14 protein-coding genes are annotated in these 18,617 nt (G+C 37.3%); 9 read left to right on the top strand and 5 right to left on the bottom strand.

The window, feature by feature from the left end:
* Nucleotides 1-11: 11 nt before the first annotated feature.
* From tgt to BLS89_RS06170, 3 genes are read right to left on the bottom strand one after another with little or no spacing between them, the layout of a single operon-like run.
* Nucleotides 12-1,148: a tRNA guanosine(34) transglycosylase Tgt gene (gene tgt, locus BLS89_RS06180; RefSeq protein WP_092736704.1), complete on the bottom strand. Its 1,137-nt coding sequence runs from the start codon at nt 1,146-1,148 to the stop codon at nt 12-14.
* A complete protein-coding gene (locus tag BLS89_RS06175; RefSeq protein ID WP_092736640.1) occupies nt 1,141-1,506 on the bottom strand; it encodes a DUF4296 domain-containing protein in 366 nt (121 codons plus the stop codon). The genes tgt and BLS89_RS06175 overlap by 8 nt, the downstream gene beginning before the upstream one ends.
* Nucleotides 1,503-2,219, bottom strand: a complete 717-nt coding sequence (locus tag BLS89_RS06170; protein ID WP_092736638.1) for a polyprenol monophosphomannose synthase — start codon at nt 2,217-2,219, stop codon at nt 1,503-1,505. Before BLS89_RS06170 ends, BLS89_RS06175 begins: the two co-directional genes overlap by 4 nt.
* Before the next feature lie 139 nt (nt 2,220-2,358).
* Here BLS89_RS06170 and hemN point away from each other — a divergent pair, with 139 nt between their 5' ends.
* From hemN to BLS89_RS06155, 3 genes are all read left to right on the top strand, one after another.
* Nucleotides 2,359-3,717 (top strand): oxygen-independent coproporphyrinogen III oxidase, encoded by a 1,359-nt coding sequence (hemN, locus tag BLS89_RS06165; protein ID WP_092736636.1) that lies wholly within the window; start codon nt 2,359-2,361, stop codon nt 3,715-3,717.
* 1,100 nt (nt 3,718-4,817) lie between these two features.
* Nucleotides 4,818-6,053, top strand: coding sequence for an OmpP1/FadL family transporter (locus tag BLS89_RS06160; RefSeq protein WP_092736634.1), 1,236 nt, complete (start codon nt 4,818-4,820; stop codon nt 6,051-6,053).
* A 12-nt stretch (nt 6,054-6,065) separates the two neighbouring features.
* On the top strand, nt 6,066-7,586 hold the full coding sequence (locus BLS89_RS06155) for an SGNH/GDSL hydrolase family protein (protein WP_092736632.1): 1,521 nt from the start codon (nt 6,066-6,068) through the stop codon (nt 7,584-7,586).
* 87 nt (nt 7,587-7,673) lie between these two features.
* Here the strand turns inward: BLS89_RS06155 and clpB are convergent, their stop codons facing one another.
* Nucleotides 7,674-10,265: an ATP-dependent chaperone ClpB gene (clpB, locus tag BLS89_RS06150; RefSeq protein WP_092736630.1), complete on the bottom strand. Its 2,592-nt coding sequence runs from the start codon at nt 10,263-10,265 to the stop codon at nt 7,674-7,676.
* Between the two features lie 251 nt (nt 10,266-10,516).
* Between clpB and BLS89_RS06145 the strand changes: the two genes are divergently transcribed.
* Entirely contained in the window at nt 10,517-10,981 is a 465-nt protein-coding gene (locus BLS89_RS06145) for a regulatory protein RecX (protein ID WP_176763262.1), read from the top strand.
* Here BLS89_RS06145 and BLS89_RS06140 read toward each other — a convergent pair.
* Nucleotides 10,976-11,737, bottom strand: a complete 762-nt coding sequence (locus BLS89_RS06140) for an amidohydrolase (protein WP_092736628.1) — start codon at nt 11,735-11,737, stop codon at nt 10,976-10,978. The two genes, BLS89_RS06145 and BLS89_RS06140, sit on opposite strands and share 6 nt — an antisense overlap.
* Before the next feature lie 60 nt (nt 11,738-11,797).
* On the opposite strand from BLS89_RS06140, the gene BLS89_RS06135 reads away from it, so the two are divergent.
* The 5 genes from BLS89_RS06135 (at nt 11,798) to BLS89_RS06115 (ending at nt 18,514) form a co-directional block, all read left to right on the top strand.
* A complete protein-coding gene (locus BLS89_RS06135; RefSeq protein WP_245688900.1) occupies nt 11,798-12,235 on the top strand; it encodes a DUF6646 family protein in 438 nt (145 codons plus the stop codon).
* A 116-nt stretch (nt 12,236-12,351) separates the two neighbouring features.
* Nucleotides 12,352-13,677, top strand: a complete 1,326-nt coding sequence (locus BLS89_RS06130; protein ID WP_092736626.1) for a UDP-glucose dehydrogenase family protein — start codon at nt 12,352-12,354, stop codon at nt 13,675-13,677.
* Nucleotides 13,678-15,468, top strand: a complete 1,791-nt coding sequence (locus tag BLS89_RS06125; RefSeq protein WP_092736624.1) for an ABC transporter ATP-binding protein — start codon at nt 13,678-13,680, stop codon at nt 15,466-15,468.
* Nucleotides 15,469-15,491: 23 nt separating this feature from the next.
* On the top strand, nt 15,492-16,169 hold the full coding sequence (locus tag BLS89_RS06120; protein WP_092736622.1) for an NAD-dependent epimerase/dehydratase family protein: 678 nt from the start codon (nt 15,492-15,494) through the stop codon (nt 16,167-16,169).
* Between the two features lie 143 nt (nt 16,170-16,312).
* A complete protein-coding gene (locus tag BLS89_RS06115) occupies nt 16,313-18,514 on the top strand; it encodes a glutamine synthetase III family protein (protein ID WP_092736620.1) in 2,202 nt (733 codons plus the stop codon).
* Nucleotides 18,515-18,617 lie beyond the last annotated feature (103 nt).

Genomic DNA, 18,617 nt, shown 5'->3' with positions numbered 1-18,617 from the left:
TTAGTCCTACATTAAAGCCTCTGTTTAAGGACAGGGACAATACTTTTCTTCCATTCGTAGAAATCGCCTGCTAAAATATGCTCTCTCGCGACCCTTACAAGGTCTAAGTAGAACGCTAAATTATGGATAGAGGCAATCTGTTTTCCCAAATACTCTTTGGCAATAAAAAGATGTCGTACATAAGCTTTGGAATATTCCCTATCCACAAAACTCACGCCTGTCTCGTCGAGTGGCGAAAAGTCTTGCTTCCATTTTTCGTTTTTAATATTCATTACTCCTTGCCAGGTGAAGAGCATTCCGTTTCTTGCATTCCGAGTCGGCATTACGCAGTCCATCATATCCACGCCCAGACCTATACTCTCCAAGATATTCCACGGAGTACCCACGCCCATCAGATAACAGGGGCGTTCTTTTGGGAGAATATCCGTCACTTCATTGGTTATTCTGTACATTTCCTCTTCCGGTTCTCCCACAGAAAGTCCTCCTATGGCATTCCCCTCTGCCTCGGACTCTGCTACTACCTCGGCAGATATTTTCCTCAAATCCGAATAAGTAGATCCCTGAACAATGGGAAACAATCGCTGCCTATGCCCATACAATTCCAAATTTTCTTTGGTCCATTGTATGCATCTTTTCAGCCAACGGTGCGTAAGTTCCATCGAGGCTTTGGCTTGGTTGTATTCACAAGGAAAAGGGGTACATTCATCAAACGCCATAAAAATATCGCCGCCTATCTGCCTTTGTATTTCCATAGATTTTTCGGGAGATATATGGTGATAGCTTCCATCAATATGAGATTTGAACCGTACTCCTTCTTCGCTCATCTTTCTACTTGATGATAAAGAAAATACTTGATACCCCCCAGAATCCGTGAGAATGGGTCTATCCCAATTCATAAATTTGTGTAATCCTCCGGCATTTTGCATTACCTCCATTCCCGGACGCAGGTAAAGATGATAGGTGTTCCCAAGAATAATTTGCGCCTTTATATCGTCTTTCAACTCTCTCTGGTGTACGGTTTTCACCGATGCCATTGTACCTACGGGCATAAATATAGGGGTTTTTATTGTGCCGTGGTCGGTAGAGATGACACCTGCTCTGGCTTTGGATTCAGATTGTTTTTCTACACTAAAAAATCGTCTATTCATTATTGGATATTTGGGATATTTTGTTTCTATTTTTAATGACATTTTCCAGCTTAGGGGCTTTCTTCAAAAGGATTTTCTGGGCTTTATCATAGATTTCCTGTATATTATCGGGGTCGTGCAAGTAGTACTCAAAACTCGCTTTGTATTGTTTTAGGCTAATGTTGTTTTTTTTCAGGATAGACGCATTTACTTTGTAACTATCATAGTTCATATCCGAATTGTACCGCTGGTCATATATGCAGAGTTCTGCCACCACTTTTGCCATTTGGTCTTTGGATAAAAGATCTTTGGGTTTAGGCTCCCCTGAGTTACAAGCGATTAAAAGCCCTGATAGCAATAAAACTAAAATACGATTCATAGCTTCCCTGTTATTGATTTTAGTTTAAGATTAAGCACCCCAAATACAGCTTCTTTGATAATACCGCCATTCATCTTGGACTGCCCTTTCATTCGGTCTGTAAATACTATGGGTATTTCTATAATCTTCAGTCCTTTCTTAAATACCCTATACTTCATTTCTACTTGGAAGGCATAGCCTTTGAGCTTCACTTCTCCAATGTTTATTTTCTCTAAAGTCTCTCGCCTGAAACACACAAACCCCGCCGTAGTATCGTGTACTGGCATTCCTAAAATAAAACGCACATACTTAGAGGCAAAAAACGAGAGCAAAACCCTACTCATAGGCCAATTGACGACATTCACGCCTTGGCAGTAGCGAGAGCCGATGACCATATCTGCATCTTGGCAGGCGTTATACAGTCTCACCAAATCTTTAGGATTGTGAGAAAAATCGGCATCCATCTCAAAAATATAGTCATAGCTTTTTTCTATTGCCCACTGAAAGCCGTGTATATAAGCTTTTCCCAGTCCGTCTTTTACTTTTCTTATCGTCAGGTGCAAAGCACTGGGATAGTGATATTGCAATGTTTTCACAATATCTGCCGTACCGTCCGGAGAAGAATCATCTACCACCAAAATATGAAAGTCTTCATTAAGACCAAAGACAGCCGAAATGATAGCACTGATATTTTCCTTTTCGTTGTAAGTCGGGATAATGACTAATTTTTTCATTAAGAGATAATAATGTGCAAATATAATACATTCAGAAAACTATACGAATTTTAAGAGACAGTAGTTTCAAAAATATTCATTGAATCAAAATATAATCAATAAAATTTTGTAGAATACAAATGCATCGTATTTTTGCACTATGAATTCTTTAATCGACAAATATAATATTCCGGGACCTCGTTACACCTCATATCCTACTGTGCCTTATTGGGATAATGATTCTTTCACTCCTGAAAAGTGGAAACAATCTGTGATAAAATCCTATAACGAGTCCAACTCAAAAGAGGGTATATCCATCTATATCCACCTTCCTTTCTGCGAACAGCTCTGCACCTTCTGTGCCTGCCACAAGAGAATCACAAAGCAGCATTCTGTAGAGAGACCCTATATAGAAAGCGTACTGAAAGAATGGGATTTGTATTTGGAAATCTTTAGTGAAAAACCTAAGATTAAAGAACTTCATTTGGGAGGAGGGACGCCTACATTTTTCTCACCCGAAAATCTAAAATTCCTTTTAGAAGGAATTTTTACTAAATCCCAAATAATGGACGAATACGAGTTTTCCTTTGAAGGACACCCGAATAACACGACCAAAGAACATTTAAAAACTCTTTATGATTTAGGGTTCAGAAGAGTGAGTTTCGGTGTTCAAGACTATGATGAAAAAGTTCAAAAAGCCATTAACAGAATACAGCCCTATGAAAGTGTAGAGAGAGTGACCAACTGGGCAAGAGAGGTAGGCTACACCAGTATCTCGCACGATTTAGTATTCGGACTTCCTTTCCACAGTTGGGAGAAAATGGAAAAAACCATACGCAGAACGATGTCTCTGAAACCTGACCGCATCGCATTCTATTCTTATGCTCATGTGCCATGGATAAAGGGCGTAGGACAAAGAGGGTTCGACGAAAACGATTTACCAAGCGGTGAAGAAAAACGAAAACTTTACGAAAACGGCAAACAATTACTCCAAAAACTTGGCTACAAAGAAATCGGTATGGATCACTTCTCTTTAGAGCACGATGAGCTTTACCAATCTATACTCAACAAAAAAATTCATCGTAACTTTATGGGATACACATCCGGCAAAACTCAGCTGATGGTAGGACTCGGGATGAGTGCCATTTCTGATTCTTGGTATGCTTTTGCTCAAAATGAAAAAACAGTAGAGGGCTATCAAAAGATGATAAACGAAAGAGTACTTCCTGTGGTTAAAGGTCATATTCTCACCAATGAAGACTTGATCATTCGCCGTCATATTCTCAACTTAATGTGTCAGCTTGAAACCTCTTGGGACAGCCAAACCATATTCCCAGAAATAGAGATTGCTATGGAAAAACTTAAGGAAATGCAATCCGACGGCTTGGTAGAGATCCTTGAAAATAAAATTAAAATCACTGATAAAGGCAGAGCTTTTACCCGAAATGTAGCCATGACTTTTGACCTTAGAATGCTAAGAAAAATACCTGAAACCCGTATTTTCTCTATGACTGTATGAAAAACAACTCTTTATTCCTTGTGTATTTAGGATTTAAGCCTCTATCTAAATTTTATTGAGCAAAATTTTATGACAGATAATTAGGTCCTATTTTCTGAGTTTTTCTGTCAGAAGTTCTTAATTTCTGCATAGTTTTAGTCTTTTGTCTTTGTCAAACCATGAAAAGATGCGTTCTATAATAAGTCTTTTGAAAACAGTCTGAAAATCTGTTTTTCTTTTCTGAACTTTGTATCGCTACATTGATTAAATAGTCGAATTTGTTTTTTTTTATTACTGACAGAAATCCGTTTTTGCCCATTTGCTGTAGTAGTAATTAACCAGTTCCCACTTTGGAAAATCATTAGGACGCTTCCGTCATTAGTAGCCCGTTTTCACTATGTACACAATGGCATTTTAGACGATTTTCAAATGATATTTTCACTTTCTATTGCTGAAAGCCAAAGTATTTTTTATAAATTACCACTGATCATCAGTAATGTTGGCTGGATAATTTTTCATTGTAACTTAATTTGTAGATTTCTATAAAATTATGAAAAATGCTTAATATAAATAACTTATAATCACCTTTAATGAAATTTTTACCATGCGTTTTTTTTGAATTTAATTTTTAAACAGACTCTTAAATCAGTTCAAGATAACTTAAGAAGATTTATAGTTTTGTAAATCATTCTTAATCAATAAAAAATAAATATATTGCCTATTCAAGAATTTCCGAGGCAAAATTTAGAGAAATCTTAAATCTAATTTGTATTAATATTAAAGCCCAAAATAAGTGATATTTTTGTGATGTTTCCACCTGATAATCAATAAAAATTTGATAAAATAAGAGAGTGAATTGCAGAAGAATGCGAGAAAGATAAAGGTGAAATAGAACTTGATGAGAGCTATTCGGAAAAACCAGTTCGAGAAAAAAAAGAAAGGAAAGATATATACTCAAATCATAAAAACTATTCTATTACCAAAATATAAAGACTTTAACCTTTTTCATTAAAAAAACAATCAACAAATAAAACCCAATCATCAAACCAATATCTAATTGAGAATATTTTTTTGTTTATCTAAAAAATAATTTTATATTTGGCTAAATTATTTAACGAAATATGAAGAAATTTTTAATACCAGCCACATTGATATGTGGGCTATTAGCACAAGCGGGAGGCTTCAGGGTTTCCCTTCAGGGAGTTAAGCAGCTTGCTATGGCACATACCAGTGCTCACGCAGAAGATGCAAGCGTTACTTTTTTTAATCCAGCAGGGATGTCCTTTATCCCTAATAAAATCAGTGTCGTTGCAGGTGGATTTGCTACAAAAACGCGAATAGACTACCAAAATATAGAAACACGCGAAAGCTATTCTACCAACAATCCTATAGGAACGCCTCTGTACGCTGCCTTTGCTTACAAAGTAGCAGACAATGTTTCAGTAGGATTCAATTTTGCCACACCTTTTGGAAACACCATCAAATGGCCAAAGGGCTGGACAGGTGAAGAAATGGTAGAAAAATTAGAACTCAAAAGCTTCTATTTTCAGCCGATGGTTTCCTTTAAACTATCGGACAATGTAGCCATAGGCGGAAGCTACATCTACGCCAAAGGATCTGTAGACTGGGATTTAGCAAGCAGAAAGATAGGAGGAGGAGTAAACCTTAAAGACAACAATGCTTCCGGACAAGGGTTCGCCATAGGATTTTATTTCCGTCCATCGGAAAAAATAGATGTGAGCGTAAGCTATCGCTCGCCTGTAGATATGAAAGCAGAAAATGGAAAAGTTACCATGAAAGCTTCCAATATTTTTTATCCTCTGCTAGGTCTGGACAGCAATGGGCAAGACAACTTCAAAGCAACATTACCATTAGTAGACGAGTACATTATAGGAGCCACATATAAAGTTACTCCAAAATGGCAACTCTCTGCAGATTTCGATTATTCAGGATGGGAAAGATACAACAGCTTAGTATTACATTTTCAAAATGCAAAATTGGGCAATCAGCCTAACTATCCAAAAGAAAAAGTTACTCCTAAAAATTTCAAAAACACTACTACCTGGAGATTCGGAACCCAATATATGCTGACAGACAATATTGCAGCAAGGCTTGGATATTACTATGACGAATCCCCTTATGCCGACAAAGATTTCATCCCAGAAACTCCTTCTTTCAATTCCAATGTGATTACAGGAGGATTAGGGTTCAAACTAAACAACTTCGGAATAGATATCTCAGGAGGATATTTGTTTGCTAAACATAGAGATTTTGACAATCAATACTATAATTTCAAAGGCCAAGCCAAAGTCAATGCATTTTTCTTAGGTTTAGGTCTTTCTTATAATGCTTTTTAATTCAGATAAATTATGAAAAAATTATTCACACCACTATTAGCCACATCTCTTGTACTAACTCTTAGCAGCTGCCATACAGACTTCCCTACGGATGTCGCGAATATAAAAACCACCAGCGGAGAAGCTGATTTCTCCAGATATGTCGCACTCGGAAATTCTCTTACTTCAGGATTTAGAGATGGTACTTTATATGCCGATGGCCAAAAAGAATCTTACCCGAATATCATTGCCGAACAAATGAAAAAAGCAGGCGGAGGGTATTTTACCCAGCCTATGATGCCCAACAATGTGGGAGGATTCAAAAACATTCCTGGATTTAGCGGGAAATATGTGCTAAAAGCCGTTAATGGACAGCTTGCACCCGTTGCTCTACCCGCAGAAGCAGATTTAGATATGGTAAAAGGTCAATTCAATAATATGGGCGTACCGGGAGCAAAGTCTTATCATCTTTTGGCTTCCGGATATGGTAATCAAGCAGGGTTAGCCTTAGGTAAAGCCAATCCTTATTTCGTGAGATTTGCTTCTTCTCCCTCATCATCTGTAATTCAAGATGCAATGACTCAGAAGCCTACCTTCTTTTCCCTTTGGATTGGAAACAATGATGTTCTTACCTATGCTACTAATGGCGGTGACGGCGTAGACCAAACAGGGAATACTAATCCTACAACTTACGGAAATGCCGATATTTCAGACCCTATGGTGGTTGCTGGCTCTATCGAAACCCTTATTCGAGGAATGCAGTCAGCAGGGGCAAGACAAGGCGTCATTGCCAATATTCCTAATGTAACTTCCATTCCTTTTTTCACGACTATTCCTTACAACCCTGTCCCACTAACAGCTATAGAAGCAGAAGAGCTCAACAAGAGAGTCTATGCACCGCTAATAGCAATCCTGAAAATGTACGGACAAGAAGGACGTTTTAACTTAGTGAAAGAAGGCGAAGGCAACCCTCTTTTGATAAAGGACAAATCTTTAGTAGATTATTCCACACAGATTACAGCAGCACTTATCCAAGCTAAAGCATTGCCATCTAATTTGGCTGCTATAGTAGGAAATCTCTACGGACAAGCAAGACAAACCACCAAGGAAGACCTTATCCCGCTTACGACGCGTTCTGTGATAGGCGCACCTTCGCCATCGCCTTACGATAAAACACCTTTCGATAGATATGGGGTCACTTATCCATTGGACGACAAATATGTGCTTACCAAAGATGAAACTGCCAATGTACTGAAAGCTACAGCTGCCTACAATGCCGCAATAAAACAATTGGCAGACAAGTATCAATTGGCTTTCGTAGATGCCAATGCTAAAATGCAAGAGCTAAGCTCACAATCCGGAATACAATACAATGGCGTAAACTACGGTGCGAAGTATATCACAGGAGGTGCGTTCTCTTTAGACGGCGTACACCTTACCGGTAGAGGCTATTCCATTATCGCTAATGAATTTATCAAAGCGATTAATGCTAAATACCATTCTACTTTACCGGAAGTAAATCCTAATCGATATTCCGGCGTTACATTCCCATAGGAATTTAATGCTTAAATTTATAAAAATAGCCACCTTTTTTCGGTGGCTTTTCTCATTATACTCTATAATAAATTATTAGCTGACTCCTTACTTTTCATTCACGAAAACCAGTCCGCTTCCATCGAAATAGTCTAATGTAACCCTATCCCCATCATTTACTTTACCTGCAAGGATATCCTTAGAAAGACGGTTGAGTACCTCTTGCTGCAATACCCTTTTGAGTGGCCTTGCACCGAAAATAGGGTCGTAGCCTTTTTCGGTAAGATAGGCAATAACGTCTTTGCTGGCAGTCATTATAATTCTGCGTTTTTCAAGCATATTATTAAAACTTCTAAGCTGGTATTTCACTATTTTCCCGATATCGCTTTTACTCAATGGCTGAAACAATACCACCTCGTCTATACGGTTGATAAACTCAGGGCGAAGCGTTTGTTTCAATAATCCAAATACCTCTTCTTTGGTTTTTTCTACCACTTCATTTAGATTTTCATCTGTAAGGGTTTCAAAGTTCTCTTGGATAATATGCGAGCCAAGGTTAGAAGTCATGATGATAATGGTATTTTTGAAATTCACCACACGCCCTTTATTATCCGTAAGCCGTCCATCATCTAAAACCTGTAGAAGTGTATTAAACACATCCGGGTGAGCTTTCTCTATTTCGTCCAAAAGGATTACAGAATATGGTCTTCTCCGTACCGCTTCGGTTAATTGCCCACCTTCATCATATCCTACATATCCCGGGGGGGCACCTACCAGACGGGACACAGAATGGCGTTCCTGATACTCACTCATATCGATACGCGTCATATTGTTTTCGTCATCAAAGAGGAACTCCGCCAACGCCTTTGCAAGCTCTGTTTTACCCACTCCCGTAGTCCCGAGAAATAAGAAAGAGCCTATTGGCTTCTTCTCGTCATTGAGCCCTGCACGATTTCGCCTTATCGCATCAGCTACAGCCTGTATAGCTTCCTCCTGCCCTACTACACGCTTGTGAAGTTCGTCTTCCAAGTTTAGCAGTTTTTCTCTTTCACTCTGCAAAAGTTTTGTTACCGGTATGCCCGTCCATTTAGAAATAACTTCCGATATGTTTTCAGCCGTTACTTCTTCTTTTATCAGCTCGTTTTGGTTGTTTTGCATTTCCAGTTCCAATGTCTTCAGTGCCTCTTCTTTCTCTCTAAGTTTGCCATACTGGATTTCTGATACTTTGGCATAATCGCCGGCTCTCTGAGCTCTATCTGCCTCTAATTTTAGGGCTTCTATATCTTTTTTAACCTGAGTTAAGTCCTCTGATTTTTGTTTCTCCTGGAGCCATTTGGCATTGATTTGATTTCGCTCCTCGGATACCTTTGCGATATCTTCTTTCAGATGGCCTATTTTCGTTTGGTTGCCCTCCCTTGATATTGCGGCAAGCTCTATCTCCAGCTGCATCAATTTTCGGTCTAAGACATCTAATTCCTCCGGTTTAGAATTAATTTCCATTCTAAGCTTTGCGGAAGCCTCATCGATAAGGTCAATGGCTTTATCCGGCAAGAAACGGTCTGAGATATAACGCTGAGACATCTCCACAGCAGCAATAATAGCCTCATCTTTAATTCTGATTTTGTGGTGAAACTCGTACTTATCTTTTATTCCCCTAAGGATAGAGATGGCACTTTCCACATCTGGTTCTTCTACCATTACTTTTTGAAAACGTCTTTCCAATGCTTTGTCTTTCTCAAAATACTTTTGGTATTCATTGAGCGTGGTTGCTCCAATGGCTCTCAGCTCTCCTCTTGCCAATGCAGGTTTCAGAATATTAGCGGCATCCATAGCTCCCTCTCCTCCTCCGGCACCTACCAGAGTATGTATTTCATCAATGAAAAGAATAATCTGCCCGTTAGACTTCGTCACTTCATTCACCACAGATTTTAGGCGTTCCTCGAACTCTCCTTTGTACTTAGCTCCTGCCACGAGAGCCCCCATATCCAGAGAATAAAGTGTTTTATCCATAAGATTTTCCGGCACATCTCCCGATACAATACGATGGGCAATACCCTCTGCAATAGCTGTTTTACCTACCCCAGGCTCACCTATCAAGATAGGATTGTTTTTGGTTCTCCGTGATAATATTTGCAACACCCTGCGGATTTCCTCATCTCTTCCGATGACGGGATCTAATTTTCCCTCTGCCGCTAATTCATTGAAGTTTTTAGCATATTTGCTAAGGCTTTGATAGGTCTCCTCTGAGCTTGCAGAAGTCGCCTTAGAGCCTTTTCGCATTTCTTTGATTCCCGCTTCCAAGAGGGTTTTTGTCACGCCCATATCTTTAAGCACCTTGGAAACAGAAGAAGACACCTCTATAAGAGCCAGCCAGAGATGTTCTATCGTAACATACTCATCTCCCATTTTTTTAGCGATGCTTAATGCCTCTAAAAGAACTTTATTCCCACTCTGAGACAGATAAAGTTCGCCGCCCTCCACCTTAGGAAGACTTTCTATTTGTTCTCTATTCCGCTCCCTCACGAGAGCAGCATCTGCCTCCGATTTTTTCAATAAAAATTTAGAAATTGTTTCGTCACATTGGAAGATACCCTCCAAAATGTGTTGTGGTTCTATACTCTGGTTGCCAAATTCCATAGCAATTTGTTGTGCTTTCTGGATGGCTTCTTGTGATTTTACTGTGAATTGATTAAGATTCATATCGTTTGTGATTTTTTTTATTAAACATTATTTTCGATAACGCTAACATCAACTCAAAAAGTATTCTATTGTAATTTCTCATTAAAAATGAGACAAAATTTCATATTTTTATTTTCAAATATTCGTTTTTAAGAAATTTTGACACTTATTTCAGGTATTTCAAACTAAACCCCTTTCATAATTATATCTGTACTAAAAATTCCTTATGATTAAAATCACTAAATATTTTATCTTTGTGCAAATCTTGTTTTATGGAAAAAAGGTCATTTACTTTTGAAGAGATAAAACTTAAAATGGCTCGCTACTGTGCCTACCAAGACCGCTGCCATAAAGAGGTAGAACAGAAAATGAAAGAATTCCTACTAATCCCCGAAGCCAAAGACGAGATACTGCTGTTTTTGATAAGGGAGAATTATCTCAACGAAGAGCGATTCGTAAGGAGCTATATTCGCGGAAAGTTTAATATTAAAAAATGGGGACGGAACAAGATAAAGAGCCATCTAAAAGGCAAAGGCATTACAGAAAAACTAATTCTCAAATGTTTCGATGAAATAGATTACGAAGATTACTATAATACTATTAAGGCTCTCTATGAGAAGTATTATACCAAACAAACTTCGGGCAGTTCATTCGATAAAAAGCAAAAAACCATTCGCTACCTTATAGGAAAGGGATACGAGTATGATGCCGTCTTAGACTCTATATCGGAACTATAAATTTAATTCAAAGGAATCTCTATCAGCCAGAAAACAAAATCTTTTCCGAAACTCAAATAGTTTTTCCAAACTAACTTCGGCAGAGATGATACTCCCGTCTCTTTGGGAAACCAATTGCCCATCTGCAAAAAAACATTGCGTGCTTTCGGGGTAATGGAGGCCATTCTTATCAGTGCCTATCCTATTGACACCAAAAATATAAGCTTGATTTTCTATGGCTCGTGCTTTCAATAAGGTATTCCATGCTTCTATTCTTTGTTTTGGCCAGTTGGCAAGATACAATGCAATGTCATAATCATTATTATTCCTGCTGAAAACAGGAAATCTAAGGTCGTAGCAAATTTGCAGCAAAAACCGAGAACCATTGTATTCTACTATTTTACGAGTATTTCCGGCTGTATAAATGTTTTGCTCCCCCGAATATGAAAAAAGATGTCTTTTATCGTAGCTCACAAATTCACCGCTTGGCTTTACAAAATAACATCGATTAAAAAAGAGGCTGTTCTCTTTAACCGAAATACTCCCACAGACTGCAGCATTTTTTTTCTTTGCAAAGTTTTTCATCCACAAAAGAGTTTCCATATTTTGCTCGGCAATAGCCCCTGTATCCATATAAAATCCGGTGGTAAACATTTCCGGAAGGAGTATAACATCTGAAACACTGTTTTCTAATGCCCTTTCTATATTGATAAGATTCCTCTCCCTATCTTTAGACTGAGTATCAATATTTAAAGCAGAAATTTTTAGTGTTGCCATAATTTTTAGGATAGAATTTCGTTAATTTATTATCTTTGAAAAAAAATTAAAAGCAAAAATATGAAATCTTTAAGAAACAATTTATTGGTATTAGGAATGTTATTTTTAAGCCAATTGACATTTTCCCAAGCATGGAAAGGCACCGGCGACCAAAAAGCACAAGTAGGACTCTCCGCGTGGGGATACGGCGTAGGCCTTACAGGTTCATACGACTATGGAATAAGCTCAATGGTATCCTTAGGAGCCGGAGGGAATTTCTATTTCAGCGACAACAACAAAAGCAACTTCTTTATTTTTGGTAGAGCAAACTTCCATTTACAAGACACTCTCAACTTACCTTCAGAGTGGGATATCTATCCGGGTATAGATTTAGGGGTGTACAACTCAGGACTGGGACTCGCAGCCCACATCGGAGCAAGATATTTCTTCACAGATAAAATAGGTGCTTTTGCCGAAATAGGTAATAATGGAGGAATAGGAGCGGTCTTTAATTTTTAGTAAAGCAAAAACTTCCATCTGCCCCCGCTTAGGAGATTCATCTCTAAGCGGGTTCTTATTTTTGAAAAAAAGATTAATATTTAATTGCTATCTTTGCAATATAATTCTTAATAAGTATGAAAATAACAATTGTCGGAACAGGCTATGTGGGCTTGGTAACAGGAACCACCCTTGCAGAGCTTGGAAATACGGTTTATTGTGTAGATATAGATGCTGAAAAAGTAGAAGGAATGAAAAATGGAAAAGTCCCTATCTATGAGCCTAATTTGGAAGAAATGTTTTTAAGGAACATTCAGGCTGGTCGTTTATTTTTTACTACCGAATTGAAGGAAGCCGTAAGCCAATCTGAAGTTATATTTTTAGCTCTGCCTACCCCGCCCGGAGAGGATGGCTCGGCAGACTTATCGTATGTACTTGCCGTTGCAGAGCAAATAGGAGAGATTATCACCGATTATAAAGTGATAGTTAATAAATCTACCGTTCCGGTAGGAACAGCAGACAAGGTAAGAGAAGTGATTTCTGCTAAAACCGATATCCCATTTGATGTTGTTTCAAACCCTGAATTTCTTCGTGAAGGCTTTGCAGTAAAAGACTCTATGAATCCAGCTCGTGTGATTGTAGGAAGTACCTCCGAAAAGGCTAAAAACATTATGGCTAAAATTTATCAACCTTTTACCAACACGGGAGTTCCTATTATCTTTATGGATGAAAAGTCTTCGGAGCTTACAAAATATGCGTCAAACTCTTTCTTGGCAGTAAAAATTACATTTATGAACGAGATTGCAAACTTTTGTGAAAAAGTCGGGGCAGATGTTGACAAAGTAAGATTAGGAATGGGAAGTGACGACAGGATAGGGAATAGATTTTTATTTCCCGGTATAGGGTATGGCGGTAGCTGTTTCCCTAAAGATGTAAAAGCGCTTGCAAAATCAGGAAAACAAAACGGTTACAACTTTGAAATACTTGAAGCCACAGAGAAAGTTAACAAATCTCAAAAAATAATTTTAGTTTCGGCTATTGAAGATTACTTCGGAGGCGACTTAAAAGGTAAACGCATTGCACTTTGGGGATTGGCATTTAAGGCTAATACGGATGACATTAGAGAAGCCTCTTCTCTTGACAATATTAAGTTATTACTAGAGAAAGGAGCCTCTGTAGTAGCTTATGATAGCGTAGCGGAGGCTAATGTTCGTAAAATATTGGGAAATAAAATAGATTATGCCAAAGATATGTACTCTGCATTAGAAGGAGCAGATGCGCTTTTTATCGCAACAGAATGGCCGGAATTCAAAAATCCAAACCTCGATTTATTAGCTGAAAAAATGAAAGGCAGAGCTATTTTTGATGGTAGGAATGTGCTTTCATTGGACCAAATAAAAAATACTGGTTTCTATTATAAAAGTATAGGAAGAAATACAGTAAAAAATTTTAAAGAAATCTAAATGAAAAAGAAAAAAGAGTCTAAAATAGGATACTTTAGTTATTTTAAGGGGATTATTGGCTGGCATGTTTATTCGTATATTTTTCTGAATATTTTACTTGGTTTTTTAGATGGTATAGGATTGGCATTTTTTGTTCCTCTCTTAAGTATTGCATCCGGAGATGTGAATAAATCCGGAGATAGTTTGGGCAAATTAGAATTTATCATAGAGGGATTTGATAAACTAGGGATAGAACTTAATTTAACAAATGCTTTGTTGTTCTTAACTTTTTTATTTGGTTTTAAAGGAATTATCTATTATTTTAGAATCATCTATTTTTCTAAACTACAATTGAATGCAATTAGTAAATTGAGAATGAAATTAGTTACAGGACTTGAATCCTTATCTTATTCCGGATTTACAAAATTGGATTTAGGAAGAATTCAAAATACAATGATAGGTGAATTGGGTAAATTAATGGGAGCTTTTAATTCTTACTTTGGTGCATTGCAACACCTTATTATGTTACTCACCTATATCGGTTTAGCATTTTTTTCTAATTGGAGATTTGCTATTTTAGTAGCGATAGGAGGAGCTCTCTCTAACATATTGTATAAATTTGTAAATAAATATACGAAGCAGAAAGCTCGTGAAATTTCTAAAAAAGGACATGATTTCAATGGTTTACTTATCCAAGCTCTTCATAATTTCAAATACCTTAAAGCCACAAATTATTTACCCTCTTTCTCTAAAAAATTAGAAACAAATATCTATGAACAAAAAGATCTAAACTTTAAAATATCTAAAGTAGGAGGTATTGCAGAAAGCCTTAGGGAGCCCATGATTATAACAATTATAGCTGTTGTGATTATGATTCAGTTAGCATTCTTCAATAACTCATTTTCATCTATCATTGTTAGTTTATTATTGTTTTATAGAGCTCTGGCTCATCTCGTAACCCTTCAGAATACATGGAATGGATTTTTAGTAAGTACTTCGGGGGTAGAATCGTTCAATACTCTTATGGATGAATTTAAAGATTATCAAGAAAACCAAACCTACAGCGAAACTATAGATAATATAGGAGACATTGAGATTAAAAATATCAACTTGTCTTTTGATGGAGATAAAAAAGTTTTAGATAATATCAATTTTACTATTAAGAAAAATACTTCGGTAGCTTTTGTAGGAGAAAGCGGAGCAGGCAAAACGACTCTTGCCAATATTATTTCGGGGCTTCAACATCCGGATAGCGGAGAAGTTTTGGTAGACGGAAAATCTTTATACAAAACAAGATTAGGAGCTTATAGAAGTCATATTGGATATATCACTCAAGAACCCGTTATTTTTGATGACACTGTTTTTAATAATGTTACTTTTTGGAGTACAAAAAACGAGACTAATCTAAACCGATTTAGAGACATAATGAACAAAGTAGCTCTCAAGCCCTTTCTTGAGAACCTTCCTAAGAAAGAAGACTCCCCATTGGGTAATAATGGAATACTAATTTCCGGAGGACAAAAACAGAGAGTCTCCATCGCTCGAGAATTATACAAAGATGTCGGATTATTAGTAATGGATGAAGCGACTTCCGCTTTGGACTCGGAAACAGAACGACGTATTAAAAACAGTATAGATATGATTCACGGGCAGTCCACGCTTCTTATTATTGCACACCGCCTATCAACAATTAAAGATGTAGATATTATCTATTTGATGGATAAAGGTAAGATAATAGCAAGCGGAAACTTTGGTGAACTATATGAAAAATCCGATAAGTTCAAAAAAATGGTAGAGCTTCAGGAAGTTTAGTATTCCTAATAAAAGGGTTAATAATGATTATAGGTAATGGTCTTGTAGCTTCGTTGTTTAAGGACTACGATAGAGAAGAGGTGGTTTTTTTCGCATCAGGGGTGTCTAATTCCTTGGAAACGGATATCCACCAATTCATCAGAGAAGAAAATCTTCTGCGGAAAACTATTGCCAAAAATCTTAATAAAACATTTATTTATTTTTCTACTTGCAGTATTTATGACTCTTCTAAGGTAGATAGCCCGTATGTCTTGCATAAGCTTAAAATAGAGCAGATTGTAAAAGACTCGTGCCAAAGTTATCTTATTTTGAGAATAAGCAATGTCGTAGGTAAAGGAGGAAACCCAAACTTGCTTATGAATTACCTTGTACGGGAAGTTAAAAGCCAAAGGGTAATCAATGTACACACAAAAGCCACTCGAAATTTAATAGATGCCGATGATGTACGAGATGCCACACTTTTTCTATTGGATAAAAAACTTAATAATATCGTCGTAAATATAGCTTATCCTGAGAATTACACCATTATAGAGATACTGGAAATTTTAGAATCTTATTACAACACCAAGGTTTCTCTCGACCTTTTGAGAAAAGGCTCCGGATATTCTATAGACACAGAATTCTTAGAAGATTTTTTTAATGCGAAAGGGAGCATCAATAAAAGAAAATACTTAACTCAAATTTTAAAAAAATTCTATTAGTCCCATATAGGCTACATCCTTTTACAATAGGGCTACATATATTTTTTTTATAAAAAAAATAAACCACCCCTTAATCCAAATAGGGGTCATTTGGTTTTTATCGTATTTTTTTTATAATTTAGCCCCATAAAAACAAAGTAAAAATGTCTACACTTAGATTCAAAGCACTTTCAGAGTTGCCTTTTAGAGATTATAGAAAAGACAACGCAGTGCAAATTCCGACAAAATTATCCGAAATCTTCTGTCAAAATGTTTTTTCAGAAGAAACTATGAGAGAGTACCTTACGAAAGAGGCGTTTAATTCCATTATGGACGCCATAAAAAAAGGAACTAAAATCCAAAGACACATTGCAGACCAGGTAGCTGTGGCAATGAAAGACTGGGCTATGTCCAAGGGCGTAACACACTACACGCACTGGTTTCAGCCGCTTACAGGTTCTACTGCAGAGAAGCACGATTCGTTTTTTACCCCTATCGATGGTGGAAGGGCTATCGAAAGATTTAATGGAAGTATGCTTATTCAGCAGGAGCCAGATGCCTCCTCATTTCCAAACGGAGGCATCCGTAATACTTTTGAGGCAAGAGGCTATACAGCGTGGGACCCTACTTCACCTGCCTTTATTATGGGTACCACACTTTGTATCCCTTCTATTTTCATTTCTTATACCGGAGAAACTTTAGACTACAAAACACCTTTACTAAGGGCATTACAAGCAGTTGATAATGCTGCAACGGATGTTTGCAGAGCTTATTTTGATAAAAATGTCAGTAAAGTAGTTCCAACCTTAGGCTGGGAGCAAGAATATTTTTTGATAGACTCCGCGCTTTATCAGTCTCGTCCAGATTTGGTTTTAACTGGAAAAACTCTATTGGGGCATGCTCCAGCGAAAGGACAGCAGCTGGACGACCACTACTTCGGCTCTATCCCAACAAGGGTTATGAACTTTATGAAAGAACTAGAAGTAGAATGTATGAAACTCGGTATTCCTGTAACGACTAGGCATAATGAGGTAGCTCCTAACCAGTTTGAGCTTGCACCAATGTTTGAAGAAGCCAATGTGGCTGTGGACCATAACTCTCTGCTAATGGATTTGATGGCAAGAGTAGCACACAAGCATCACTTCCATATCCTTCTCCACGAGAAACCCTTTGCAGGGGTCAATGGTAGTGGAAAACACAACAATTGGTCGCTTTCTACAGACACTGGAGAAAACCTTTTAAGCCCGGGTAAAAACCCTAAGAAAAACCTTCAGTTCTTGACATTTTTTGTCAATACCATCAAAGCGGTATATGAATACGCAGACCTTCTAAGAGCTGGTATTGCATCTGCAAGTAATGATCACCGTCTGGGGGCTAATGAGGCTCCACCCGCTATTATCTCTGTGTTTATAGGAAGCCAGCTGTTCAGTGTTTTGGAAGAATTAGAAAAAGTGACCGAGGGAAAACTTTCTCCTGACGAAAAAACAGAACTCAAACTAAATGTAGTAGGTAAAATCCCTGAAATTCTTTTGGATAACACCGATAGAAACCGTACTTCGCCATTCGCCTTTACAGGGAATAAATTTGAAATTCGGGCCGTAGGCTCTTCCGCAAACTGTGCTGAAACGATGACGATAATGAATGCTATTGCGGCTAAGCAATTAAGGGATTTCAAAAAAGATGTGGATAATTTAATTGAGGCTAAAAAGCTCAAAAAAGACGAAGCCATTTTCAATATTCTCAGAGAATATATAAAACAATGCAAGTCTATAATGTTTGAAGGAGATGGCTATTCCGATGACTGGGCAAAAGAAGCTAAAAAAAGAGGATTAAGTAATCTAAAAACAACTCCAGAAGCATTAAAGAGAGAGAAAGACGAAAAATTCATCACACTTTATACAGAAGTAGGTGTGTTTAGCCCAATAGAAATAGAAGCACGAAATGAAATAAAACTGGAAAAATACTCTACCGTTATCGATATAGAAGCAAGAGTTTTGGCAGATATTGCAAGAAATCACATTGTACCATCAGCACTGAATTACCAAAATAGACTTATAGAGAATGTAAAAGGATTGAAAGAGATATTTGGGGATAAAGAGTACAAAGAGCTCGCTAAAGAACAAATTAATCTCATACAAAGGATATCTGAAAACATTTCTAATATCAAAATAGGCGTAGATGAACTTCTAGAAGCCAAAGAAAAAGCAAGAAATATTAAAAATTCCCAAAAACAGGCAGAAGCTTATTGCAATAACGTAAAACCTATCTTTGATAAAATACGAGAAGTTTCTGATACTCTAGAGATGATGGTGGACGATGAGCTTTGGCCACTTACAAAATACCGAGAACTATTATTTACAAGGTAAAACAATCTCAATAAAAAAATAAGAAATAGGTCAGATTATTATATTTGTCCTATTTTTTTGTTTATTTTAAAAATATTATTATAAAATTGATCGTTAGTTATTT

Origin of the sequence: Riemerella columbipharyngis (assembly GCF_900101995.1) — a bacterium.
In the GTDB taxonomy this organism is placed as follows: domain Bacteria; phylum Bacteroidota; class Bacteroidia; order Flavobacteriales; family Weeksellaceae; genus Riemerella; species Riemerella columbipharyngis.
The sequence above is the reverse complement of the archived record's forward strand: the minus strand, read 5'-3'. Positions and strand labels throughout refer to the sequence as shown.

What these genes read in the sequence shown, in the direction of transcription:
- tgt (WP_092736704.1), bottom strand. Translation starts at nt 1,148, where the DNA reads ATGAATAGACGATTTTTTAGTGTAGAAAAACAATCTGAATCCAAAGCC.
- BLS89_RS06175 (WP_092736640.1), bottom strand. Translation starts at nt 1,506, where the DNA reads ATGAATCGTATTTTAGTTTTATTGCTATCAGGGCTTTTAATCGCTTGT.
- BLS89_RS06170 (WP_092736638.1), bottom strand. Translation starts at nt 2,219, where the DNA reads ATGAAAAAATTAGTCATTATCCCGACTTACAACGAAAAGGAAAATATC.
- hemN (WP_092736636.1), top strand. Translation starts at nt 2,359, where the DNA reads ATGAATTCTTTAATCGACAAATATAATATTCCGGGACCTCGTTACACC.
- BLS89_RS06160 (WP_092736634.1), top strand. Translation starts at nt 4,818, where the DNA reads ATGAAGAAATTTTTAATACCAGCCACATTGATATGTGGGCTATTAGCA.
- BLS89_RS06155 (WP_092736632.1), top strand. Translation starts at nt 6,066, where the DNA reads ATGAAAAAATTATTCACACCACTATTAGCCACATCTCTTGTACTAACT.
- clpB (WP_092736630.1), bottom strand. Translation starts at nt 10,265, where the DNA reads ATGAATCTTAATCAATTCACAGTAAAATCACAAGAAGCCATCCAGAAA.
- BLS89_RS06145 (WP_176763262.1), top strand. Translation starts at nt 10,517, where the DNA reads ATGGAAAAAAGGTCATTTACTTTTGAAGAGATAAAACTTAAAATGGCT.
- BLS89_RS06140 (WP_092736628.1), bottom strand. Translation starts at nt 11,737, where the DNA reads ATGGCAACACTAAAAATTTCTGCTTTAAATATTGATACTCAGTCTAAA.
- BLS89_RS06135 (WP_245688900.1), top strand. Translation starts at nt 11,798, where the DNA reads ATGAAATCTTTAAGAAACAATTTATTGGTATTAGGAATGTTATTTTTA.
- BLS89_RS06130 (WP_092736626.1), top strand. Translation starts at nt 12,352, where the DNA reads ATGAAAATAACAATTGTCGGAACAGGCTATGTGGGCTTGGTAACAGGA.
- BLS89_RS06125 (WP_092736624.1), top strand. Translation starts at nt 13,678, where the DNA reads ATGAAAAAGAAAAAAGAGTCTAAAATAGGATACTTTAGTTATTTTAAG.
- BLS89_RS06120 (WP_092736622.1), top strand. Translation starts at nt 15,492, where the DNA reads ATGATTATAGGTAATGGTCTTGTAGCTTCGTTGTTTAAGGACTACGAT.
- BLS89_RS06115 (WP_092736620.1), top strand. Translation starts at nt 16,313, where the DNA reads ATGTCTACACTTAGATTCAAAGCACTTTCAGAGTTGCCTTTTAGAGAT.